This is a genomic window from Allobosea sp. TAB14, from assembly GCF_052113865.1.
Classification (GTDB): Bacteria; Pseudomonadota; Alphaproteobacteria; order Rhizobiales; family Beijerinckiaceae; genus Allobosea; species Allobosea spartocytisi.
In genome coordinates this window covers 1-21,465 of record NZ_JBFRDQ010000043.1, presented here as the reverse complement: position 1 = coordinate 21,465, position 21,465 = coordinate 1, and the positions used below count along the sequence as shown (strand labels likewise).

Here is a 21,465-nt window from a genome sequence, read left to right as displayed (position 1 = left end):
GCGGGCCCGAGAATGACGCCCTTCTCCACGGGCAGCCTCCATGACCCTCGCGATCGACCGTCACGACCCGGCCATCACGGCCCATGCCGAAAGCTACCGGCAGGCCGCCGCGAGCAAGCGCCGCCAGATGCTGGTCGGCATCGCCGTCTTCGCGATCTGCGTCTGGCTCTCCGCTGTCGGAGCCGAGGTCAGGCTCGGCACGCTCATCGAGAATATCCACCGCTTCCCGAACTATATCTGGCAGACGCTGCCGACGCTGCGCCTCGCCAGCCTCGGCTCCGACCTCGCCGAATGGTACTGGGGCCTGRMSSGCTGGCTGARRCTGCTCTGGCARACCSTGYTGATYGCCTATGTCGGCACCRTSCTGGGCGCSGYCGGCGSCTTCCTSYTCTGCTTYKCCGCCGCCGCCAATCTCGGCCGCGCGCCCTGGCTGCGCTTCGCGGTGCGCCGTTATCTCGAATTCTGCCGCACCGTCCCCGAGATCGTCTTCGCGCTGATCTTCGTCATTGCCTTCGGGCTGGGGCCGCTGCCCGGCGTGCTCGCCATCGCSATCCACACCATGGGCGCGCTCGGCAAGCTCTTCTCAGAGGTCGTCGAGAACATCGACCTGAAGCCCGTCGACGGCATCACCGCGACTGGCGGAAGCTGGTGGCAGGTGGTGCGCTTCGCCGTGATGCCGCAGGTGCTCTCCAACTTCGCGAGCTACGCCCTGCTGCGCTTCGAGATCAATGTGCGCGGCGCCTCGATCATGGGCTTCGTCGGCGCCGGCGGCATCGGCCAGGACCTGATCGAGGCCATCCGCAAATTCTACTACACCGATGTCAGCGCCATCATGCTCCTGATCATCCTGGCGGTGATGCTGATCGACCTCGGCACGGAGCGGCTGCGCCACGCCCTCCTCAGCCTGGAGAGCCGCTCGTGAGCATCGCCATCTCCGCGACCGAGCGCAGCGACATCCTGCAGCGCCACGCCGCCGCCATCCGCGGATCGACCCGGACGCGGTTCTTCACCATCGCGACCGTCGTCTTCATCCTCGGCCTCTTCCTCTACGGGCTGACGACGCTGGAGACGACGCTCTGGCGGGTGCTGGCCGGCTTCGGCAATCTCGGCTCCTTCGTCGCGCTGATGCTGCCGCCCGATCCCGGCTCCTGGGCGAAGGCCCTGATCTTCGTTCAGGCGCTGTTCGAGACGATCGCCATCGCCTTCCTCGGCACGGTGCTGGCGGCCATCCTTGCCCTGCCGCTCGGCTTCATCGCCGCGCGCAATGTCGTCGCCAACCGCATCGTCCACTTCCTCGCGCGCCGCTCGCTCGACACGATCCGCGGCGTCGATGCGCTGATCTGGGCGCTGATCTGGATCAATGTCGTGGGTCTCGGCCCCTTCGCCGGCATGCTCGCTATCATGACCGCCGATTTCGGCGCCTTCGGCAAGCTCTACTCGGAGGCGATCGAGGCGGCCGACCGCAAGGCGGTCGAGGGCATCGCCTCGGTCGGCGGCGGCAAGMKCCACGAGATCCGCTTCGGCCTGMTGCCGCAGGTGYTGCCGGTSATCGCGAGCCAGGTGCTCTATTTCATCGAGTCGAACACSCGCTCCTCGACCATCATCGGCATYGTCGGCGCCGGCGGCATCGGCCTCTATCTCGCSGAGACCATCCGCACSCTGGAATGGCARCAGRYCTCSTTCCTGATCCTGCTGATCCTCGTCGCGGTCTCCGCCATCGACTTCCTGTCGAGCAAGCTGCGCTTCGCGATCATCGGCAAGCGGGCGGTCTGAGCGAGGCGTCGCCTCACTCGGCTCCGGCCGGCCGGCGCGGCACAGTCGGCAGCCAGGCGGCCAGATCCTTGGCCCAGAACTTCGCCATCCCCGTCGTGCCATGGCCGCGTGTCTCGGCGCTCGCCGGGATCAACAGCAGCTTTGCATTCGGAAGACGCTTGAGTTCCCGCTCCATGACGCCGGTTTCGGGTGGGTTGCGCTCGTCATCGGCGGAATTGATCGCCAGCACCGCTGCCTTGATCGAGCCCAGCCTGGGCGCGGGGTTGTAGTCCCGCGAGGCATCCCACTGATACAAGAAGTCGTTGGCATCGGCATCGAACGGCGCCTTGAGCCGCCCGTCGAGGAGCTTGTCGGCTGCCTCGCGGGTCGGCGCCATCTGCTGGTAGGCGAGCGTGCCGCCGCTGGTGGCGATGCCGAAGAAGACGTTGGCGACGCGGAAGGCCGTGGGCTGCGTGCTATAGTCGCCGCCTTTCCACTCCGGGTCGTTGCGAACGGCATCGATGATCATCCGCCGCATCATCCAGTTGCGGCTGGACATCTCGGTAGGCTGCGAGGCCATCGGCACGATCGCGTCCATGAAGCCGGGATATTTGACGCCCCAGAGCCAGCCATGCATGCCGCCCATCGAATTGCCGAGCACGAGCCGCAGATGGCGCAGGCCGAGCCCTTCCGTGACGAGCCGATACTGCGCCTCGACCAGATCCTCGTAGTTATAGCGCGGGAACTTGGCCCTGAGGCCGTCCGATGGTTTCGACGATTGCCCCACGCCGAGCGAATCCGGCAGGATGATGAAATATTTGCTCGCGTCGAGCGCCTGGCCGGGGCCGAACAGCTCGCCCGCAAACGCCGGGCTCAGCATGCTGGCGGCAGAACCATAGGTGCCATGCAGGATCAGCACGGGCTCGCCGGATGGGTCGCCCACCGTGACATAGCCGAGCTTGATCTCCGGCAAACTCTCGCCCGTGCTGAAGCGGAAATCCTTCGCGACGAAAACCCCCCGTTTCGGCGCCGGGTAGTCGGCAGCGGCCGTGGCGATGGGCAGGCAGACGGCAAGAAGCAAGAGGGCCGCGCGCAGCGACCGGCTGACCATGTCCATGATGGCATTTCCTCAGATGCGACCGGCATGGTCTCGAGGCCGTGCCGTGATCGGTACGACCGAGGATCGCGCGCCATCGGCCGGGATGCAAGCCGCTCCAGGCGGCCGCTCACTCGCGAAACGGCTCGATCACCATCTCCATACGCTCGCCGGCGAAGACACTCGCGACGAGATGGATCGGCGTCAGGTCCGGCAGCGCGTCGACCGCCGCCGAGATCATCACCGCCGCTTCCGGCGCGATCTGGAGCAGCTCCGCCTCCGCCTCATCCGCCAGCCTTGCGGTGAGCCGCGTCGACAGGCGCACATAATCCTCGATGCCATAGGCCTTGAAGGCCGCCGTGATCGAGCCGGCGGCCTCGCGATAGACCCGGTCGAAATCCGGAAAGCGCGCGACCGAGAGCCAGTGCGTGCCGGTCCCCATCGGCACGCCGTCGCCGAGGCTGACGCCCCGGACCCGCCAGAGCCGCGTCCCGGCCGCAAGCCCCAGCGCCGCACAGGGTTCTGCCTCCCCCTCCACCATCTCGGCCGAGAGCATGCGGCTCGTGCCGACGATGCCGAGCTTGCCGAAATTGGTCCGCATGCTGACGCGCCGGCCGATCGGATAGGGCACGCGCCGCGCGCTGACCTGCGTGCCGCGCCCGCGCGACACCGTCACCAGCCCGAGATCCGCAAGGTGCCGGAACGCCTGCCGCACGGTGTGGCGGTGCACGCCATAGCGCTCCGCCAGAGCGACCGAGGCCGGCAGCGTGTCGCCCGGCCGGTACTCCTCGCGCTCGATCGCGGCCGCCAGCTCGTCGGCGATGCGCCGCCAGACCGTGCCGCCCTCGCCCTCCGGCAGCGCACCTTGCGCCGTCTCTTGCACCACGTCCTGCGTCATCAAAAATTCATCCAAAAAGTATAGACATTCACCATCGTCAGAGGCATTATAGTCTAGACCTTTGAAGCTGACCAGCGAGCCGGCGGATGAATGCAAGAACCCCTCGACAACATTGGATGGCGACCCTGTCGCGCGCTTCCCGCGACGAGATCGCGGGCCTGCTCGGCGCCTTGCCGGAGCATGAGGTGCTGAAGGCGCCGGAGACCGGGACCGTGATGGTCGAAGGCCGGGCCGGCGGCGCCGGACGGCGCTTCAACCTCGGCGAGGCCACCGTGACCCGCTGCGTCGTGCGCCTCGCCAATGGCCGGATGGGCTTTTCCTATGCGCTGGGCCGCGACCACCGGAAGGCGCGGCTCGCAGCCCTGCTCGATGCCCGCCTTCAGGACGAGACCCAAGACGGTCGGTATGAAGGCGGCCTGCATGACGGCATCGCCGCGCTGGCTGCGCAACAGAACGCGGCCCGCGAGCTCGCCTCGCGCAAGGCGGCGGCGACCAAGGTCGATTTCTTCACGCTGGTCAGGGGCGAGTGATGGCGATCCAGGACATCATCTCGCCGGGCTTCTCCGATCCGGTCTTCCAGTCGCAGGCGGCCTTCCGCGCCCTGCTCACCGCGCTCTCCGAGCCTGGCACGCTGCAAAGCGTCGCGGCCGACATCACGCCGCCGGAAGGCCTCGCCACCGCGACGGCGACCGCCTTGCTGGCGCTGGCCGACTACGAGACGCCGGTCTGGCTGCCCGAAAACCTGCGTGACGGCGCGGCCGCCGCCTGGCTGCGTTTCCACTGCGGCGTGGCGCTGGTCGACGATCCCGCCAGGGCCGCCTTCGCCGTGATCGACGGCGCTGCAAGCGAACCCAAGCTTGCCGCCTTCAACCCCGGCAACGACCAGTTCCCGGATCGCTCGACCACCGTGATCGTGCAGGTCTCAGGCCTGGATGGCGGCGCAGGCCTCACCCTCTCCGGCCCCGGCATTCCCGGCACGCGCAGGGTCGCGCCGCAGGGCCTGCGCCCCGGCTTCACCGACGAGCTGCGCCAGAACGGCGCGCTCTACCCGCTCGGCGTCGATGTGGTGCTCGCGTCTGGCGAAGGCATGATCGGCCTGCCGCGCTCGACGCAGATCGAGGAGGCCGTCTGATGTATGTTGCCGTCAAGGGCGGTGAGGCCGCCATCCTCGCCACGCATGATCTCGTTGCGCAGGCGCGCCGCGGCGATCCGGCCGTGCCGGAGATCACCGTCGCCCAGATCCGCGAGCAGCAGGCGCTGGCCTGCGCCCGCGTGATGAACGAGGGCTCGCTCTACGACCGGGATCTCGCCGCACTGGCGCTGAAGCAATCGCAGGGCGACGTGATCGAGGCCGCCTTCCTGATGCGCGCCTACCGCACGACGCTGCCGCGCTTCGGTTCATCCGAGCCGCTCGATACCGCCGCCATGGCGATCCGCCGCCGGGTGTCGGCGACCTACAAGGATCTGCCCGGCGGGCAGGTGCTCGGCCCGACCTACGACTACACCCACCGGCTGTTCGATTTCGCGCTGATGGAAGAAGGCGGGGAGGTCGAGCCTCGCAAGGCCTCCGCCCCGCTCGACGCGACCATGCCGCGCGTGCCCGACATCCTCGGCGCCGAAGGGCTGATGGAGGCGGAGGAGCCGCCGGAGGGCGATCCGCGTCCCTTCGACCTGACGCGTGATCCCGTCTCCTTCCCCGCCGATCGCGACGTGCGCCTGCAATCGATGGCGCGCGGCGACGAGGGCTTCCTGCTCGGCCTCGGCTATTCCGTGCAGCGCGGCTTCGGCGGCTCGCATCCCTTCGTCGGCGAGGTCCGCGTCGGCGAGGTCGCGGTGGAGTTCGTGCCGGAGGAGCTCGGCTTCGCGGTCGATCTCGGCGAGGTCACCCTGACCGAATGCCAGATGGTCAACCAGTTCCAGGGCTCGAAGGACGTGCCGCCGCAATTCACCCGCGGCTATGGCCTCGTCTTCGGCCATAGCGAGCGCAAGGCGATGTCGATGTCGCTGGTCGACCGTGCCCTGAAATCCCGCGATTTCGGCGAGGCCACGAACTACCCGGCGCAACAGGACGAGTTCGTCCTCTACCACGCCGATAATGTCGAGGCGGCCGGCTTCGTCGAGCACCTCAAGCTGCCGCATTATGTCGATTTCCAGGGCGAGCTCGAACTGATCCGCCGCATCCGCCGGGAGCGCGAGGAGCGGCTGGCCCAAGAACGGGGCGCCAAAGAGCAGGACACCATGCCGGAGGCTGCGGAATGACGGTTCATCAGATGCCGGCGGACAATACCAAGCCGGCTTACAACTACGCCTATCTCGACGAGCAGACCAAGCGGATGATCCGTCGCGCCCTGCTCAAGGCCGTCGCGGTTCCCGGCTATCAGGTGCCCTTCGGCTCGCGCGAGATGCCCTTGGCACGCGGCTGGGGCACCGGCGGCATCCAGATCACCGCCGCGCTCATCGGCCCGGCCGACACGCTCAAGGTGATCGACCAGGGCGCCGACGACACCACCAACGCCGTCTCGATCCGCAAGTTCTTCGAGCGCACGGCCGATGCCCGCACCAGCGAGGCGACGGAGGAGGCGACGATCATCCAGACCCGCCACCGCATCCCGGAGGCGCCGCTGAAGAGCGGGCAGGTCATGGTCTATCAGGTGCCGATGCCGGRGCCGCTGCGCAAGCTCGAGCCGCGCGAGGCCGAGACCCGCAAGATGCACGCCTGGGCCGAATACGGGCTGATGCAGGTCAAGCTCTACGAGAGCATCGCCCGCTTCGGCGAGGTGACGACGACCTATGACTATCCGGTCATGGTCAACGGACGCTATGTGATGTCCCCCTCGCCCATCCCGAAATTCGACAACCCGAAGATGCACATGTCGCCCGCGCTCCAGTTGTTCGGCGCCGGCCGCGAGAAGCGCATCTACGCGCTGCCGCCTTTTACCAGCGTGAAGAGCCTCGATTTCGAGGACCATCCCTTCCGCATCCAGAGCTGGWMSSAGCCCTGCGGSCTCTGCGGCGCSRCCGAYWSCTATCTCGACGARGTYRTCAYSGACGAYCGCGGCGGGCGCATGTTCGTCTGCTCCGACAGCCAYYATTGCGAGACGCGCCGGGCGGAAGGGCACCGCGGCGCCATGCTGGGCGACGCTACCGCGAGCGGCCTGGTCGAGGAGACCAACCCATGACCCTCCACGTCGCACCGGCCGCGCTCGACCTCGAACCCGCCCCCCTGCTCTCGGTCGCCAATGTCAGCCGCTTCTATGGCGAGCGCATCGGCTGCGCCGATGTYTCCTTCGAYCTCTGGCCGGGCGAGGTGCTCGGCATCGTCGGCGAATCCGGCTCGGGCAARTCSACCCTGCTGCGCTGCCTYGCCGGCATCGACAAGCCGGATGCGGGCGAGGTGCTGTTCCGGGGCGGCCCCGCACCGCTCGATATCTACTCGGTCTCCGAGCAGGAACGCCGCCGCCTGATGCGCACGGCCTGGGGCATCGTCCACCAGAACCCGCGCGACGGCCTGCGCATGGACGTTACCGCCGGCGGCAATGTCGGCGAACGCCTGATGGATCGCGGCGACCGGCATTACGGCGAGATCCGCGAGCGAGCGCTGGACTGGCTCCAGCGCGTCGAGATCGCGGGCTCGCGCATCGACGATCGGCCGCGCCAGTTCTCCGGCGGCATGCAGCAGCGCCTGCAGATCGCCCGCGTRYTGGTCTCSGAGCCGMGMCTCGTCTTCATGGACGAGCCGACCGGCGGCCTCGACGTCTCCGTGCAGGCSCGSCTGCTCGAYCTGCTGCGCGTSCTGGTCCGYGATCTCGGKCTGGCCGCGATCATCGTCACCCACGACCTCGCCGTCGCCCGCCTCCTCACCGACCGATTGATGGTGATGAAGGACGGGAAGGTCGTCGAGCAGGGCCTCACCGACCAGGTCCTCGACGATCCCCATCACGCCTACACGCAACTCCTGACCTCGGCGGTGCTGAGTGTGTGAGGGACGGACCGTCATGCTCGGGCTTGCCCCGAGCATCTCAGGAGGGAAGAGCGCCTCTTCCGGCGAGAGATTCTCGGGTCTGCGCTTCGCTCCGCCCGAGAATGACGTTCTGCGCCCGTCACATCCTCGTCACCGCGAATCGGCAAGGCACTGACACCATGACCACGATGATTCAGGTCGAGAACGTCGCCAAGACCTTCACCCTGCACAACCAGGGCGGAGCGCGTCTGCCCGTCTTCGACAACGTCAATTTCCATGTCGAGGCCGGCGAGGCGCTGGTGCTGGCCGGCGCGTCCGGCGCCGGCAAGTCGAGCCTGCTGCGCATCCTCTACGGCAACTACAGGCCGACCTCCGGGACGATCCACGTCACCCATGCCGGCCGCCCGGTCGACATCGTCGCCGCCGTCCCGCGCACCGTGCTCGACATCCGCCGCCGCACGCTCGGCTTCGTCTCGCAGTTCCTGCGCGTGATCCCGCGCGTCTCGACGCTCGATATCGTGCGCGACCCGCTGCTGGCGCGCGGCGCCTCACCGGAAACCGCGACCGAGCGCGCCAAGGCCATGCTCGCCCGGCTCAACCTGCCCGAGCGGCTCTGGAACCTCGCGCCCGCCACCTTCTCCGGCGGCGAACAGCAGCGCGTCAACATCGCCCGCTCCTTCGTCGACCCCTCGGCGATCATGCTGATCGACGAGCCGACCGCCTCGCTCGATGCCGCCAATCGCGACGTCGTCGTCGAGCTCATCGCCGAGGCTCGCGCCGCCGGCTCCGCGATCGTCGGCATTTTCCATGACGAGGCGGTTCGCGAACGCGTCGCGACGCGCTATCTCGACATCACCGCTTTCCGGAAGGCCTGACGATGCAAACCGTTCTCACCAACGCCAAACTCATTCTCGAGAACGAGGTCGTCACCGGCACCATCGCCTTCGATGCGAACGGCATCACGGCGGTCGACCAGGGCAAATCGTCCTTGCCGGGCGCCATCGATGTCGGCGGCGACTATGTCGCGCCCGGCCTCGTCGAGATGCACACCGACAACATGGAAAAGCATTTCATGCCGCGCCCGAAGGTCTTCTGGCCGAACGGGCTCGCGGCAGCGCTCGTCCATGACGCGCAGATGGCCGCGGCCGGCGTCACCACCGTCTACGACGCCGTCTGCGCCGGCACGCCCTTCTCSGCCAAGGAYTACCGCAAGGACATCTTCGCCGACGTGATGAAGTCGCTCGCCTATGGCAAGCGCGAGAACGTCTTTCGCATCGACCACCGCATCCATATGCGCTGCGAACTGACGAGCCCGGACCTTCTCAAGGACATCGAGCCTTATCAGGACGACGAGCTCGTCCAGCTGGTGTCGCTGATGGACCACACGCCGGGCCAGCGCCAGTGGCGCAACCTCGAGCATCTCAAGACCTATGCCGTCGGCAACGGCAAGACGGTCGCGGAGTTCGAGGAAGACGTCGAGGTCCGGCAGCGCGAGGGCGCCGCCAACGTCGCCAAGAACTGGCAGGCGGTCGTCGACATCTTCCGCGCGCGCGGCATCCCGCTCGCCACCCATGACGACACCATTCCGGAGCATGTCGAGGAAGGCATCGCCTCCGGCGCCGTGATCTCGGAATTCCCGACCACGATCGAGGCGGCGGCAGCCGCCAAGCAGGCCGGCCTCGCCACGGTGGCGGGCGCGCCGAACGTCGTGCGCGGCGGCTCGCATTCCGGCGGTGTCTCGGTCTCCGAGCTCGCCGAGAAGGGCCTGCTCGACGGCCTCTCCTCGGATTACGTGCCGGCGAGCCTGCTGCAGGCGGTCGTCAAGCTCAACGCCGGCCACGGCATCGCGCTGCCSGAMGCSATGGGCATGGTGACCTGGAAGGTCGCCGACATCCTCGGCCTCAGGGATCGCGGCCATCTCAAGACCGGCCTGCGCGCCGATCTCGTGCGCTTCAAGGTGCTCGGCGACACGCCGGTCCTCGCCGCCGTCTGGTCGCAGGGCGAGCGCGCATTTTGAGCAAGCCTCGCTACGCCGTCTACTACGCTCCGGCCGCCGACAGCGCCCTCTGGCGCTTCGGCTCGTCGGTGCTGGGCTATGACGCGCTGACGGGCGAGGATATCCCTTTCGCCGTTCCCTCGGGTTGCGACCCCGGGGAATGGCCGGCCTTGACCGAGGAGCCGCGCCGCTACGGCTTCCACGCCACGCTGAAGGCGCCCTTCGAACTGGCCGGCGGCCGGACCGAGGAACATCTGCGCGCCTTCGCCCGCAACTATGCCGCGGGCCTCGACGGCGTGCCGCTCGCGGGCTTGAACGTCAATGCGCTCGGCTCCTTCATCGCGCTGACGCCCGAGCCGAACGAGGCCTTGCAGCGTTTCGCCTTCGCGCTGGTGCAGGCTTTCGAGCCCTTTCGCGCGCCGCTGAGCGAGGCCGACCGCGCCCGGCGCCTCAAGAGCCCGATGACGCCGGCCCAGAGCGCCTATCTCGAAGCCTATGGCTATCCTTATGTCGGCGACGCCTTCCGCTTCCACATGACGCTGACCGGCTCGCTGCCGCCGGAGAAGACGGCGCCGGTGAAATCCGCGCTGAAGGACGCCTATGCCGCCGCTGTCGCCGGCCCGGTCGCGCTCGACCGCTTCGCACTGTTCAGGCAGGACCATCGCGGCGCCCGCTTCCGCCTGCTCGATTCCTACCGGCTGGGGTAGAGGTCCTTGCGTCGAAACCGCCTCGTCATTCTCGGGCGAAGCGAAGCGCAGACCCGAGAATCTCCCGCCAGGGATGCTCGGGTCGAGCCCGAGCATGGCGGCGGCGGGAGACGCGGTATGTCGAGCTCAGCCCCGCCGCGGCCCGAGCGCGCGCAGGACCGCCAGCAGTTCGGCGCTCGCCTCGGCGATGCTGCGGTCGTTCATGATGGTGACGGTCTGGGCACGCTGCGTCTTGAGCGGCGCCTCGCGTGCGAGCCGCGCCGCGATATCCGCCTCGCTCTCGCGCCCGCGCGCCGCCAGGCGCTTCGCCAGCACCGCGACCGGCGCGGTGATGTTGATCGCCAGCACCCGCTCGGCCAGCCTCTCCGCCGCGGGAATGGCCCCGCGCGAGATGTTCGCGATGACGACGTCGCCCTTTGCGAGCCCCGCAAGCTCGGCTGCCGGAATGCCGTAGCTCAAGCCATGGGCGCGCCAGCTCAAGGCGAGATCGCCCTTCGCCTCGGCCGCCGCGAAGGCGGCCTCGTCGCAGGAATCATGGTCCTCGGCACCGGCCATGGCCGGGCGGGTGATCAATCGCCGCGCGAAATGGAAGGCCTCGTCCCCGGCGAGCTCGGCCCGCGCCGCATCCATCAGCGTGTCCTTGCCGGCGCCCGAAGGCCCGACGACCAGAACCAGCGCTCCGGCAAGCGGAGCGGAAACAGCGACATCAGGAAAGGATAAGGACATGGCCGGAAAGAAGCTCGGACTGGAACCTGTGATCGACCCGACCGCCCAGGTCAGGCAGGCGACGCTGGGACGCTACACCGAAATCGGCGCCCGCACCGTCTTCGCCGAGTCGACATTGGGTGATTACTCCTATGTCGTGAACGACGCGAATGTCATTTACACGACGATCGGAAAATTCTGCTCGATCGCCGCAATGACGCGGATCAATCCCGGCAACCATCCGATGCACCGGGCGAGCCAGTCGCACTTCACCTATCGCGCTTCCGCCTATTTCGAGGATGCGCAGGACGATGCCGCCTTCTTCGACTGGCGCCGGGCGCATGCCGTCACCATCGGCCACGATGTCTGGATCGGCCATGGCGCGATCGTGCTCGCCGGCCGCAGCATCGGCACCGGCGCGGTCGTCGCCGGCGGCGCCGTCGTCACCAAGGATGTGCCGGCCTACACCATCGTCGCCGGCAATCCGGCCCGCCCGATCCGGCGGCGCTTTTCCGAGGATGTCGCGCGGAGGCTGCAGGAACTGGCCTGGTGGGACTGGGAGCATGTCCGCCTGCGCGTGGCGCTGGACGATTTCCGCCATCTGCCCGTCGAGGCGTTCCTGGAGAAGCATGGCGGCTGATCCCGGCCGTCATTGCGAGCGCAGCGAAGCCATGCAGGGGACGGTAGCGCCCGACGATACCGGATCGCTTCGCAGCCTGGCTCCGAGGGCCTGCCTTCGGCAAGACCCGTTCAGCTCTTCAACCGCCAGACCGAGCTGCGCTTGATCTCGGTATCTTCCAGCGCGCGCGTCACCGGCACCTCGTAACTGGCGATGGACTCGAGCCGGTCCTTCGGCAGATAGGAGCGGCCGGGATCGCCGATCAGCACCGTCGCCCCCCGCTGCACCAGCGCGCCGAGCCAGCCGATCACGGCTTCCGCCATGGCGCGCTCATAGCAGACGTCACCGGCGCAGATCACCTCCCAGCCCTCGTCATGGCCGATCAGATCTTCGAGCCGCGCCGTCACCGCGACGCCGTTCGCCTGCGCATTGAGACCAATCGCAGTCGCCGCGAAGGCGTCGATGTCGCAGGCTTCGACGCTGGCCGCGCCCGCCTTCCTCGCCGCGATGGCGACGAGCCCCGAACCCGAGGCGAAATCGAGCATGCGCCGGCCGGCGACGATCTCCCGATGGTCAAGCAGATAGCGCGCCAGCGCCTGCCCGCCGGCCCAGGCGAAGGCCCAGAACGGCGGCGGCAGGCCGATCACGGCGAGCTCATCCTCGGTCTTCTGCCAGAGTTCGGTCGCTTCCTCGGCGACATGCAGCGCGATCTCCGGCGCATAGGGCACCGGCAGGAGCCGCGTATGGGCACGGATGAAGGCGGTGCGATCCGGCTCGCTCGCCAGCGCGTTCATGCCGCCACATCCGTCGTGGGCTGCGCCAGCAGGCCGCGATAGAGCGCCTTCACCGCGTTCATCACGTCGCGCTCGGTATGGCCGTCGAGCAGGCGCGCGCGCGCATTGGCGCCCATCCGCTCCGCCCCCCCCGGCGCCCGGGCGAAGACGAGAAGCGCTTTGGCCAGCGCTGCGGCATCGTCCGGCGGCACGACCATGCCGTCCCGCCCCTCGCGCACGAAGCTGCGGCAGCCCGGCACGTCGGTCGTCAGGATCGGGCGGCCGCAGGCAGCGGCCTCCAGGATGGTGCGCGGCAGGCCCTCGCCGCCGCGCGACGGCATGATGCAGAGATGATGCGCCTTCCAGACGCCTTCGATGTCGCGCGTCGGCCCGGCCCAGACGATGCCCGGCCGCGCCGTCCATTCCTTCAGCGTCGCCTCGGGGATCGCCTTCGGGTTCGAGGGGTCGGGCGCGCCATGGATGGTGAGCGTGACCTTCACCCCCTCCGCCCGCGCCAGCCTGATCGCCTCGACCGCGAGATCGACGCCCTTCGACCACAGCATCCGGGCCACGATCGCGACCTTGAAGGGCGGCGCCGCCGGCATCGGCGACGGCATCAGGATCAGCGGATCGACGCCGGCCCCGCCGACGATCGCGACCTTGGCGGCATCCTGCGGATCGAGCCCGAGCGTGACGGGGTCGTCCGGATTCTCGAACAGGAAGCGCACCTGCCTGCCGTCGATCGCGCCGCGCAGCCAGCTCACCGCGGCAAACCGCGCCAGCGCTGCGAGCAGGCCCTGCTTCGCGCCGAGGAAGCCGAGCCCGGTCAGCGCATAGACGCGTCGCTCGATGCCGGCGAGCTTGCCGGCAAGGCCGGCCAGCGCGATCGGCTTCAATGCAATGCAGTGCAGGATGTCCGGCTTCTCGGCCGCGATGATCCGCTTCAGCGCCGTGACCTGCCTGAACAGCGCGCGCGGATCGAGGCTGCGCCGCTCCGCTTCCAGCGCGATCAATCGCGCCCCTGCCGCCTCGATCACGCGCCGGTGGTTGCGCTCGCGGGCGATGACCGCGACGTCGAGGCCCATCTCGCGCGCCGCCCGCGCCATCGGCAGGAAATGCGAGGCGAAGAACCAGTCCTCGGTGGCAACGAAAAGAAGTTTCGGGCGCGGCATCGCGCCATCAGGCCGATGCGGCGGCCAAGGTCAAGAGCGCGGGCCGCTCAGGGCCTCGCTGTCGCGACCGGCAGAACCCGCGCCACGGCCGCCTCGGCATCGACGCGGCCGGCGCCGAAGAGGGGGTCGCGCCCCTTCGCGCCGAGGTCGACGGCGCTGTCGGCAAGGATCTTGCGGGCGCTGGCGAGGTCGAGATCGGGCTGCTTCTCGACCAGCAGAGCGACAAGCCCGGAGACATGCGCCGTCGCGATCGAGGTGCCCGAGGAGAAGACGTAGCGCCCGCCGGGCTCCGCCGTCAGCACGTCGACGCCGGGCGCGGCCACGGCGATGTAGCCTCCGCGATTGGCATCGGGAAACAGCTTGTCGTCGGCATCGGTCGCCGTCACCGCGATGACGTTCGGGTCGGCGCCGGGATAGAGCGGGCCGGATTTCGGCCCGCCATTGCCGGCCGCGGCCACCACGATCAGCCCACGCTCCTTCGCGCCGACCAGCGCCTGGGACAGCAGGCGGTCCTGCGGGCCGGCGAAGGAGAGATTGATGATCTTGGCCCGCTGCTGCGCCACCCAGTCGAGCGCGGTCAGGATCTGGAACGACTTGCCATTGGCCGAATTCGTCTGCGGGCCGCCGAAGGCCCGCCCGACGAGCAGCCGCGCCGCCGGCGCCATGCCTTCCAGCTCGCCATGCGCGACCATGGCCGTCGCCATCGAGGTGCCATGGGCATGCGGCGTGGCCAGCCCGTCGACCGCGTCGAGATAGCCGGCGACCGAACCGCGTAGCTCCGGATGGTCCATGTCGACGCCGGAATCGATCAGCGCGACGCGCACGCCACGGCCCTGCGCCAGCTTGTGCGCCTCGGAGAGATGCAGCTTGCCGATGACATATTGCGGCGGCAGCACCCGGCGCATCGTCCCCGGCGCACGGGCCGCGGGCGTGGGATCGGAAAGCCGCAGCGTCGGCAGGGTCGACTGACTGCGCGCATCGCTGGAGGCGGTGCTCGCCCCGGTCGGAAGGCCGGAGAGCGGCTTGGGCGCATCCTCCTGCAGCTCGAACAGGAAGTTCGGCTGCGCTCCGGCGATGGCGTCGTCATCGCCCWTCTGCGTCAGCACGGCGCGCAGGTCGCGCCCCGCCTCGAGCCTGGCGCGGATGATCGTCACGCCCGCGAGCTCGAAGCGCTGCCGGGCGATCACCGTCGCGCCATAGCGATGCAGCACCGTATCGGCATCGGCATTGGGCGCGAGCTCGAACAGCACCTCGTCGGGCACGAAGCGGTTCTCGTCCTGCGCCGGAACCAGGCTGCGCGCCTGGCGCGGCTGAGCCCACAGGCCGGGCGGCACCTGCATCGAGCGGCTGGGCGAGGTCGCGGACGAAGGCGGCTGGCCGCCCGGCGCCACGGCGCGCCGTGTCGTCTCGCCCTGCGGCCGGGACGGGCCGGACGACGGCGACTGGGCCAGGGCAAGCGCCGGCAAGAGGGCGAACGCGAAAAGCCCCGCGCCCGCGAGGCGTCGCAGGCGCCGGAAACGTCGCGTGGGAAGGGTCGGGAGCATGGCCTGATCCTCCTGCCTCACCCGAGGGAACCGCGGCATGCCGCCGCCGCGCCGGAAGCCTTCGTCACGGTGTCGCCGCCACGAAGCTGACGATACCACTCTCCGCCTTCATCCGCGCGGCAATCGCATCGACCTGGGCGGGCGAAAGCGAGGCGTCGCCGACCCGCACCTTGAAGAAGCCGTTGGCGCGCGGCCCATCGACCACCGAGGCATCGAAGCGCTTGAAGAAGGAGGCGATGTCGCCGGCTTTCGCATCGGGCGCGAAGCTCAGCAGCACATAGCGCTCCGAAGCCCGCGTGCCGGGAGCGGACGCGGTCTGGAACCCGGCGCCGGCGTCGCGCAGCGCCAGCCCGCCGATGGCGACGGCCTGGATCGCGATCAGCGCGACGGCCGCGGCGCTGGCATAGGCCAGCCGGCGCGGCGGCTGGGACGCCAGCAGGCCGCCGAGCCAGCCGAGGAAGCCGCCCTTGGCACGGGTCAGCAGCGGCATCTGCCGGGGCTCGGCCTCGATACCGGCCATCAGCGTCTCCAGGACCCGCGGCGACGGCGCGCCGAGATGCTCGTTGAGCAGCACCGTCTCGGCCATGTCGTCGCGGATGATCTCGAGCCGGGCGGCGAGCTCGGCGTCGGTCGCGAGCGCCGCCTCGATGCGGGCCTTGTCCGCCGCGGCAATGCGGCCATTGGCGTAGAAGGGCAGCAGCTCTTCGAGCTCGCGGCGCTTCGGATCGCTTGCGATGCTGTCGGTCATGACGCCACTCCTGCAGCGGCCTTGCCGCACTTCACCAATCGCTTCGTGTCACGGCCAGCCACGGTCGATGCCGGCGGCCTTGAGCATGTCGCCCAGCTTCTTGCGGGCATGGAACAGCCGGGTCTTGACCGTGTTCTCAGGGATCCCGACGATCCGCGCGACCTCCTCGACGGAGGTCTCGTGATAATAGACGAGGTCGACGACCTCGCGATGCTCGGCCGAGAGCCGCTCGAGACAGGCGCGGATGGCGAGACCCTTGTCCTGCTTCTGCAGGACGACCTCGGGGCCGTCGGATTCGTCCTCGATCGTGTTGGCGTAATCCTCGTCGAGCTCGGCGTCGCGGCGCTTGCGCAGGAGCGACCAGGCCTTGTTGCGGGCAATGGCGAGCAGCCAGGTCGCGACCGAGGCGCGAGCCTCGAAGCGATCCGCCTGTCGCCAGAGATCCATGAACACGTCACTGATCACATCCTCGGCAAGCGTCTCGTCGCGGACGAGCCGCAGCACGAAACGGTAGACCCGCACCTGATGCCGCGAAAACAGCACCTTCATTGCGAGCCGGTCGCCGGAAGCGATCCGCTTGACGAGATCCTCGTCCGATTCCGTATGCATTGCCCCTCGAAGGCCAGGCATCCCGGCTCGCATCCATTCGTCGCGGCGAGCGGGAGGAAGGTTCAAAACGCCAGCAGATTAATCTGCACGGCCGGTTTTGCCGATAGCACGCCGAACGGCTTCGGTCACCTTTTGGCCATGATCGCAGAGGGAATGCGGGCCGGCCTTCGGACGAGGTGAGGCGGACATGAAAAGGGGCGCCCGCGGCGCCCCAGATCCTCTCGCTCGCTCCATGTCCCGTCGGGACATGCGCGGCGACCTGCTCGATGTCTCAGCGGCGCTTGCCGGCCGAGCGCATCTGCATGTACTGCACGGCTTCGAGCAGCACCTTGCGGGGACGCTCTGCATCGCGCTTGGCCTGCTCTGCCTTGCGGGCGGCCTCGCGGGCGATTTCCTGCTGGCGCTTCTCTTCCGCGATGCGCTCGCGCTCGATCGCCTCCAGCCGTTCCTTCTCGGCGCGAAGCCTGGCCTTCTCCGCCTCGCGCTCGGCGCGGGCCTGCGCGATGGCTTCCCGCTCTTCGCGTCGCTGCATCATGACCGGGTCATCGGCCTTTGGCCGCGCCTTGAAACGCTCGAGGAGCGCCTGCTTGGCTTTGGCGGAGTTGGCCTGACGGTCAGTGAAGCTGCGGTCGTTCGGGTTCTTCAAGGGTGGTCTTCTCTCGGGTTGTCACGGGCTATCTGCAGCCTGCGCGGGCGCAATAATCCAGATTGCGGTGAATTGGTATCGAAATCAGCGCGGAGCCGGTGCGCTTCCAGCGCGGACCGGACGCGGCTTGGGCTTCGGCGCGGCGATCAGACCCTCGCGCTGGGCCTGCTTGCGGGCGAGCTTGCGGGCGCGGCGGATGGCATCGGCCTTCTCGCGCACGCGCCGCTCGGAGGGCTTCTCGTAAGCGGAACGGCGCTTCATCTCGCGGAAAACGCCCTCGCGCTGCATCTTCTTCTTCAGTACGCGCAGGGCCTGATCGACATTGTTGTCCCGGACGAGAACTTGCATTGCGGCCTCCTGTTGGGAATGGACGCGATGTGCCGTCGCGAAAGGCGGCGGCCAGAAGCAGTCCGGAGTGACGGAAAAGTCGCAGAGGCGCTGAAAACGCGGCGAGTGCAACCGAAGCGAGCCCCGATATGGGTGCGCTGGCCCTCATTGTCAACTTCGGCGGCCGCCGATGCGTCCCCCGCCTGCCCGTCCTCACGGCGCCAACGCTTTACATCCGCGCGGTTTTCCCCAAACAGGCATGAACGTCGCCGCAATCGGTTCCGCACCCGTGAACACGCCCACCCTCGCCCAGTTTCGCCGCATCGTCGTGAAGGTCGGCTCCAGCCTGCTGGTCGACCGGAGCCGCGGCCGCCTGCGCCATGCCTGGCTGGCCGCGCTCGCAGAAGACCTCGCCGATCTCCACCAGCGCGGCGCCGACATCCTCGTCGTCTCCTCTGGCGCGATCGCGCTCGGGCGCACCGTGCTCGGCCTGCCCTCCGGCCCCTTGCGGCTGGAGGAGAGCCAGGCGGCGGCGGCGGTCGGCCAGATCGCCCTCGCCCGCAATTGGGCCGAGGCGCTCGGCGCCCATGGCCTGACCGCCGGCCAGATCCTGCTGACGCTGGCCGACACCGAGCAGCGCCGCCGCTATCTCAACGCGCGCGCGACGCTCGGGCGCCTGCTCGACCTGCGCGCCATCCCCGTCATCAACGAGAACGACACCGTCGCCACCACCGAGATCCGCTACGGCGACAATGACCGGCTCGCCGCGCGGGTCGCGACCATGGCCGGCGCCGACCTGCTCGTGCTGTTCTCCGACATCGACGGGCTCTACACCGCCCCGCCCGCCAAGGACCCCGAGGCGCGGCACATCCCGGTGGTCGAGCGCATCACGCCCGAGATCGACGCCATGGCCGGCGGCGCGGCTTCCGAGCTCTCGCGCGGCGGCATGCGCACCAAGATCGAGGCCGGCAAGATCGCGGCGGCCGGCGGCACGCATATGCTGATCGCCGACGGGCGGGCCAAGAATCCCCTCGCCGCCATCGCCGCCGGGGGGCGCTGCACCTGGTTCCTCACCGCCTCCACACCCGCGACCGCGCGCAAGACCTGGATCGCCGGCTCGCTCGAGCCGCGCGGCACGCTGCATGTCGATGCCGGCGCAGCCCGGGCTCTGCGCGGCGGGGCGAGCCTGCTGCCGGTCGGCGTCAGCCGCATCGAGGGCGAATTCTCGCGCGGCGACGCCGTGCTGATCCGCGACCCTGCCGGCCAGGTGCTCGGCCGCGGCCTCGTCGCCTATGATGCGTCGGAAGCCGCGCTCGTGCTCGGCAAGGCCTCGCGCGACATCGAGACGGTGCTGGGCTATCCCGGCCGGGCCGAGATGATCCACCGGGACGACATGGCGCTCGGTCTGAGCTAAATACAAAGCCGGATGCATATTTTGGGCGGGACAGGATGACGAGCGACAGCGCGCTGCGCATCATCGCGACGGGCGAGGCCGACAGGCAAGTCGGCCAAGTCATGCAGGAGGTCGGGCGGCGCGCCCGCGCCGCCGCGCGCAAGGTCGCGCTCAGCTCCGCCGACCGGCGCAATGCCGCCCTCCTCGCCATGGCCGAGGCGCTGCGCGCCCGCAGCGCCCGCATCCTGGCCGCCAATGCGCAGGACCTGGCCGACGGCAAGGCGGCCGGCCTGAGCGCCAGCTTCATGGATCGCCTTGCCCTCGACGAGAAGCGGCTCGCAGCCATCGCCGACGCCGTCGCCGAGGTCGCCGGGCTGGCCGATCCGCTCGGCCGCGTGCTGGCGGAATGGACGCAGCCGAACGGCCTGCGCTTCGAGCGCGTCGCGACCCCGCTCGGCGTCATCGCCGTGATCTTCGAGAGCCGCCCCAACGTCACCGCCGATGCCGGCGCGCTCTGCCTGAAGAGCGGCAATGCCGCGATCCTGCGTGCCGGCTCCGATTCCTTCCGCTCCTCCACCGAGATCGCCGCCGCCATGCGCGAAGGTCTGGAGGCGGCCGGCCTGCCCGGCGACGCCATCCAGCTCGTGCCGACGCGCGACCGCGCCGCCGTCGGCGAAATCCTCTCGGGGCTCAGCGGCACTGTCGATGTCGTCGTCCCGCGCGGGGGGAAAAGCCTCGTCGCCCGCGTGCAGAGCGAGGCGCGCGTGCCGGTCTTCGCCCATCTCGACGGCAACTGCCATGTCTATGTCCATGGCGCCGCCGATCTCGCCATGGCGCGCGACATCCTGCTCAACGCCAAATTGCGCCGCACCGGCGTCTGCGGCGCGGCCGAGACCTTGCTGGTCGACGAAGCCTGCGCCGCGACCCATCTCGCGCCGCTTGTCGCTGCCCTGCTCGATGCCGGCTGCGCGGTGCGCGGCGACGCGGCGACGCAAGGCCTCGATGCCCGCGTCACCGCCGCGACGGAGGAGGATTGGGCGACCGAGTATCTCGACCGCATCATCGCGGTGAAACGTGTCCCCGGSCTCGACGCGGCGATCAACCATATCGAGCGCTACGGCTCGCACCACACCGACGCCATCGTCACGGCCGATGCGGAGGCGGCCGCCCGCTTCCTCGCCGAGGTCGATTCCGCCATCGTAATCCACAACGCCTCGACCCAATTCGCCGATGGCGGCGAATTCGGCTTCGGCGCCGAGATCGGCATTGCGACGGGGCGGATGCATGCGCGCGGACCGGTCGGCGTCGAGCAGCTCTGCTCCTTCAAATACCGCGTCCATGGCTGCGGCCAGACCCGGCCTTGACGCAAGCGCTCTCGTGACATCCCAGCCGATCGCCACAATGGAACATCTGCGGCTGCCGCCCTTCGCGCCGGGCCTGCGCATCGGCCTGTTCGGCGGCACCTTCAACCCCGCCCATGACGGCCATCGCATGGCCAGCGTGACAGCGCTGCAGCGGCTCCAGCTCGACCGGATCTGGTGGCTCGTCACCCCCGGCAACCCGCTGAAGAACAACAGCAACCTCCCCTCGCTGGCCGAGCGCATCCGCTTCGGCCGCAAGCTCGCCGACCATGCCCGCATCCATGTCACCGGCATCGAGGCACGGCTGCGCACCCGCTACACCGCCGACACGCTGCGCGCCCTGAAGCGGCGCTGCCCCGGCGTCCGCTTCGTCTGGATCATGGGCTCCGACAATCTCGCCAGCTTCCACCGCTGGAACGAGTGGCGCGCCATCGCCCGGATGATGCCGATCGCCGTGGTCGACCGGCCGGGCTCGACCCACAGCGCCATCGCCTCGCCGGCCGCCAACTGGATGTCGCGCTGGCGCATTCCCGAAAGCGAGGGCGCGGCGCTGGCACGGATACACCCGCCCGCCTGGGTGTTCCTGCATGGCCGCCGTTCGGACCTGTCCTCGACCAAGCTGCGCCGACAGGCCGGACGCGATTGAACTCCGGACCTATCCGGCTTATTTTACCTGCGTCGCGCCGAGAGCGCGTCGAGATCGAGAGGATACGTCACTGAACCGTCAAACCCTTGGTGAAGCCGAGCCGAAGCCGCTTCCCCAGGCTGCTGTTGCGGACAACCCCTCCGCCGATAGCATCGCCCTTGCGCAACGTGTCCTCGAAGACATGAAGGCCGAGGACATCACGGTGATCGACCTCGTTGGTAAGACGTCGCTGGCCGACGCGATGATTATCGCCTCGGGCAACGTCAATCGCCATGTCGCCGCCATCAGCGAGGCCCTGATCGAAGCCCTCAAGGGCTCCGGACTGCCCACGCCGAAGGTCGAGGGCATGCCGGCTTGCGACTGGGTGCTGATCGATACSGGCGATMTCATCGTCCATGTCTTCCGGCCGGAAGTGCGCCAGTTCTACAATCTSGARAAGATGTGGGGCRCCGAYCGCCCGAATGAGCGGCTCGTCGGCTGATCCTGATTTCCGGTGCGGCTCGCCATCATCA

The 21,465-nt window shown here is 69.0% G+C and carries 25 protein-coding genes; 15 read left to right on the top strand and 10 right to left on the bottom strand.

Translation table 11 applies throughout. The features are described 5' to 3' along the window. The first annotated feature begins 40 nt into the window (after nucleotides 1–40). Complete coding sequence (gene phnE, locus AB4Y99_RS08770) at nucleotides 41–922, top strand: phosphonate ABC transporter, permease protein PhnE (RefSeq protein ID WP_441523037.1); 882 nt, start codon at nucleotides 41–43, stop codon at nucleotides 920–922. A 2-nt stretch (nucleotides 923–924) separates the two neighbouring features. Continuing rightward, entirely contained in the window at nucleotides 925–1,773 is an 849-nt protein-coding gene (gene phnE / locus AB4Y99_RS08765) for a phosphonate ABC transporter, permease protein PhnE (RefSeq protein WP_441523070.1), read from the top strand. A 13-nt stretch (nucleotides 1,774–1,786) separates the two neighbouring features. Here the strand turns inward: phnE (AB4Y99_RS08765) and AB4Y99_RS08760 are convergent, their stop codons facing one another. Together AB4Y99_RS08760 and phnF are read right to left on the bottom strand one after the other, a co-directional pair. Continuing rightward, nucleotides 1,787–2,869 carry an alpha/beta fold hydrolase gene (locus AB4Y99_RS08760; RefSeq protein ID WP_441523036.1) on the bottom strand — a complete coding sequence of 361 codons (1,083 nt, stop codon included), beginning with the start codon at nucleotides 2,867–2,869 and terminating at the stop codon, nucleotides 1,787–1,789. 109 nt (nucleotides 2,870–2,978) lie between these two features. Continuing rightward, nucleotides 2,979–3,746, bottom strand: coding sequence for a phosphonate metabolism transcriptional regulator PhnF (gene phnF, locus AB4Y99_RS08755; protein WP_441523035.1), 768 nt, complete (start codon nucleotides 3,744–3,746; stop codon nucleotides 2,979–2,981). Between the two features lie 116 nt (nucleotides 3,747–3,862). On the opposite strand from phnF, the gene phnG reads away from it, so the two are divergent. The 8 genes from phnG (at nucleotide 3,863) to AB4Y99_RS08715 (ending at nucleotide 10,410) form a co-directional block, all read left to right on the top strand. Further along, the gene (phnG, locus tag AB4Y99_RS08750) at nucleotides 3,863–4,276 is read left to right on the top strand and encodes a phosphonate C-P lyase system protein PhnG (RefSeq protein WP_441523034.1); all 414 of its coding nucleotides are present in this window, start codon (nucleotides 3,863–3,865) and stop codon (nucleotides 4,274–4,276) included. Continuing rightward, entirely contained in the window at nucleotides 4,276–4,878 is a 603-nt protein-coding gene (gene phnH, locus AB4Y99_RS08745; RefSeq protein WP_441523033.1) for a phosphonate C-P lyase system protein PhnH, read from the top strand. Before phnG ends, phnH begins: the two co-directional genes overlap by 1 nt. Next, on the top strand, nucleotides 4,878–6,005 hold the full coding sequence (locus AB4Y99_RS08740; protein ID WP_441523032.1) for a carbon-phosphorus lyase complex subunit: 1,128 nt from the start codon (nucleotides 4,878–4,880) through the stop codon (nucleotides 6,003–6,005). The genes phnH and AB4Y99_RS08740 overlap by 1 nt, the downstream gene beginning before the upstream one ends. After that, nucleotides 6,002–6,925: an alpha-D-ribose 1-methylphosphonate 5-phosphate C-P-lyase PhnJ gene (locus tag AB4Y99_RS08735; RefSeq protein WP_441523031.1), complete on the top strand. Its 924-nt coding sequence runs from the start codon at nucleotides 6,002–6,004 to the stop codon at nucleotides 6,923–6,925. Before AB4Y99_RS08740 ends, AB4Y99_RS08735 begins: the two co-directional genes overlap by 4 nt. Next, nucleotides 6,922–7,728, top strand: a complete 807-nt coding sequence (gene phnK / locus AB4Y99_RS08730) for a phosphonate C-P lyase system protein PhnK (protein WP_441523030.1) — start codon at nucleotides 6,922–6,924, stop codon at nucleotides 7,726–7,728. The genes AB4Y99_RS08735 and phnK overlap by 4 nt, the downstream gene beginning before the upstream one ends. Nucleotides 7,729–7,886: 158 nt before the next feature. Further along, complete coding sequence (gene phnL, locus AB4Y99_RS08725) at nucleotides 7,887–8,582, top strand: phosphonate C-P lyase system protein PhnL (protein WP_133565451.1); 696 nt, start codon at nucleotides 7,887–7,889, stop codon at nucleotides 8,580–8,582. 2 nt (nucleotides 8,583–8,584) lie between these two features. Continuing rightward, entirely contained in the window at nucleotides 8,585–9,724 is a 1,140-nt protein-coding gene (locus tag AB4Y99_RS08720; protein WP_441523029.1) for an alpha-D-ribose 1-methylphosphonate 5-triphosphate diphosphatase, read from the top strand. Further along, nucleotides 9,721–10,410, top strand: coding sequence for a DUF1045 domain-containing protein (locus tag AB4Y99_RS08715; protein ID WP_441523028.1), 690 nt, complete (start codon nucleotides 9,721–9,723; stop codon nucleotides 10,408–10,410). Before AB4Y99_RS08720 ends, AB4Y99_RS08715 begins: the two co-directional genes overlap by 4 nt. Nucleotides 10,411–10,536: 126 nt before the next feature. On the opposite strand, the gene phnN is transcribed toward AB4Y99_RS08715, so the two are convergent. Then, nucleotides 10,537–11,136, bottom strand: a complete 600-nt coding sequence (gene phnN / locus AB4Y99_RS08710; protein WP_051987983.1) for a phosphonate metabolism protein/1,5-bisphosphokinase (PRPP-forming) PhnN — start codon at nucleotides 11,134–11,136, stop codon at nucleotides 10,537–10,539. Between phnN and AB4Y99_RS08705 the strand changes: the two genes are divergently transcribed. After that, a complete protein-coding gene (locus tag AB4Y99_RS08705; RefSeq protein ID WP_441523027.1) occupies nucleotides 11,135–11,755 on the top strand; it encodes an LbetaH domain-containing protein in 621 nt (206 codons plus the stop codon). The two genes, phnN and AB4Y99_RS08705, sit on opposite strands and share 2 nt — an antisense overlap. 110 nt (nucleotides 11,756–11,865) lie before the next feature. Here AB4Y99_RS08705 and AB4Y99_RS08700 read toward each other — a convergent pair whose 3' ends face one another. From AB4Y99_RS08700 to rpsU, 7 genes are all read right to left on the bottom strand, one after another. Continuing rightward, nucleotides 11,866–12,528, bottom strand: coding sequence for a class I SAM-dependent methyltransferase (locus tag AB4Y99_RS08700; protein WP_441523026.1), 663 nt, complete (start codon nucleotides 12,526–12,528; stop codon nucleotides 11,866–11,868). Then, nucleotides 12,525–13,679, bottom strand: coding sequence for a glycosyltransferase family 4 protein (locus AB4Y99_RS08695; protein WP_441523025.1), 1,155 nt, complete (start codon nucleotides 13,677–13,679; stop codon nucleotides 12,525–12,527). The genes AB4Y99_RS08700 and AB4Y99_RS08695 overlap by 4 nt, the downstream gene beginning before the upstream one ends. A 47-nt stretch (nucleotides 13,680–13,726) precedes the next feature. Further along, nucleotides 13,727–15,223 carry a S8 family serine peptidase gene (locus AB4Y99_RS08690; protein WP_441523024.1) on the bottom strand — a complete coding sequence of 499 codons (1,497 nt, stop codon included), beginning with the start codon at nucleotides 15,221–15,223 and terminating at the stop codon, nucleotides 13,727–13,729. Nucleotides 15,224–15,287: 64 nt separating this feature from the next. Beyond that, nucleotides 15,288–15,971: an anti-sigma factor family protein gene (locus tag AB4Y99_RS08685; protein WP_441523023.1), complete on the bottom strand. Its 684-nt coding sequence runs from the start codon at nucleotides 15,969–15,971 to the stop codon at nucleotides 15,288–15,290. Between the two features lie 48 nt (nucleotides 15,972–16,019). After that, nucleotides 16,020–16,580: a sigma-70 family RNA polymerase sigma factor gene (locus AB4Y99_RS08680; protein WP_038363084.1), complete on the bottom strand. Its 561-nt coding sequence runs from the start codon at nucleotides 16,578–16,580 to the stop codon at nucleotides 16,020–16,022. 271 nt (nucleotides 16,581–16,851) lie between these two features. Further along, entirely contained in the window at nucleotides 16,852–17,226 is a 375-nt protein-coding gene (locus AB4Y99_RS08675; RefSeq protein ID WP_185748039.1) for a DUF6481 family protein, read from the bottom strand. 84 nt (nucleotides 17,227–17,310) lie between these two features. Further along, the gene (gene rpsU, locus AB4Y99_RS08670) at nucleotides 17,311–17,574 is read right to left on the bottom strand and encodes a 30S ribosomal protein S21 (protein WP_038363081.1); all 264 of its coding nucleotides are present in this window, start codon (nucleotides 17,572–17,574) and stop codon (nucleotides 17,311–17,313) included. A 268-nt stretch (nucleotides 17,575–17,842) separates the two neighbouring features. On the opposite strand from rpsU, the gene proB reads away from it, so the two are divergent. From proB to rsfS, 4 genes are all read left to right on the top strand, one after another. After that, entirely contained in the window at nucleotides 17,843–18,967 is a 1,125-nt protein-coding gene (proB, locus tag AB4Y99_RS08665) for a glutamate 5-kinase (RefSeq protein ID WP_038364123.1), read from the top strand. 101 nt (nucleotides 18,968–19,068) lie between these two features. After that, entirely contained in the window at nucleotides 19,069–20,310 is a 1,242-nt protein-coding gene (locus AB4Y99_RS08660; RefSeq protein ID WP_441523069.1) for a glutamate-5-semialdehyde dehydrogenase, read from the top strand. A gap of 37 nt (nucleotides 20,311–20,347) precedes the next feature. Further along, nucleotides 20,348–20,953, top strand: coding sequence for a nicotinate-nucleotide adenylyltransferase (locus AB4Y99_RS08655; RefSeq protein WP_038363075.1), 606 nt, complete (start codon nucleotides 20,348–20,350; stop codon nucleotides 20,951–20,953). Beyond that, nucleotides 20,895–21,434 (top strand): ribosome silencing factor, encoded by a 540-nt coding sequence (gene rsfS, locus AB4Y99_RS08650; protein ID WP_441523022.1) that lies wholly within the window; start codon nucleotides 20,895–20,897, stop codon nucleotides 21,432–21,434. The genes AB4Y99_RS08655 and rsfS overlap by 59 nt, the downstream gene beginning before the upstream one ends. Nucleotides 21,435–21,465: the final 31 nt, after the last annotated feature.

Coding starts and splice junctions, on each gene's coding strand:
- AB4Y99_RS08760 (WP_441523036.1), bottom strand. CDS start 2,869: ATGGACATGGTCAGCCGGTCGCTGCGCGCGGCCCTCTTGCTTCTTGCC.
- phnF (WP_441523035.1), bottom strand. CDS start 3,746: ATGACGCAGGACGTGGTGCAAGAGACGGCGCAAGGTGCGCTGCCGGAG.
- phnG (WP_441523034.1), top strand. CDS start 3,863: ATGGCGACCCTGTCGCGCGCTTCCCGCGACGAGATCGCGGGCCTGCTC.
- phnH (WP_441523033.1), top strand. CDS start 4,276: ATGGCGATCCAGGACATCATCTCGCCGGGCTTCTCCGATCCGGTCTTC.
- AB4Y99_RS08740 (WP_441523032.1), top strand. CDS start 4,878: ATGTATGTTGCCGTCAAGGGCGGTGAGGCCGCCATCCTCGCCACGCAT.
- phnL (WP_133565451.1), top strand. CDS start 7,887: ATGACCACGATGATTCAGGTCGAGAACGTCGCCAAGACCTTCACCCTG.
- AB4Y99_RS08705 (WP_441523027.1), top strand. CDS start 11,135: ATGGCCGGAAAGAAGCTCGGACTGGAACCTGTGATCGACCCGACCGCC.
- phnN (WP_051987983.1), bottom strand. CDS start 11,136: ATGTCCTTATCCTTTCCTGATGTCGCTGTTTCCGCTCCGCTTGCCGGA.
- AB4Y99_RS08700 (WP_441523026.1), bottom strand. CDS start 12,528: ATGAACGCGCTGGCGAGCGAGCCGGATCGCACCGCCTTCATCCGTGCC.
- AB4Y99_RS08695 (WP_441523025.1), bottom strand. CDS start 13,679: ATGCCGCGCCCGAAACTTCTTTTCGTTGCCACCGAGGACTGGTTCTTC.
- AB4Y99_RS08685 (WP_441523023.1), bottom strand. CDS start 15,971: ATGACCGACAGCATCGCAAGCGATCCGAAGCGCCGCGAGCTCGAAGAG.
- AB4Y99_RS08680 (WP_038363084.1), bottom strand. CDS start 16,580: ATGCATACGGAATCGGACGAGGATCTCGTCAAGCGGATCGCTTCCGGC.
- rpsU (WP_038363081.1), bottom strand. CDS start 17,574: ATGCAAGTTCTCGTCCGGGACAACAATGTCGATCAGGCCCTGCGCGTA.
- AB4Y99_RS08655 (WP_038363075.1), top strand. CDS start 20,348: ATGGAACATCTGCGGCTGCCGCCCTTCGCGCCGGGCCTGCGCATCGGC.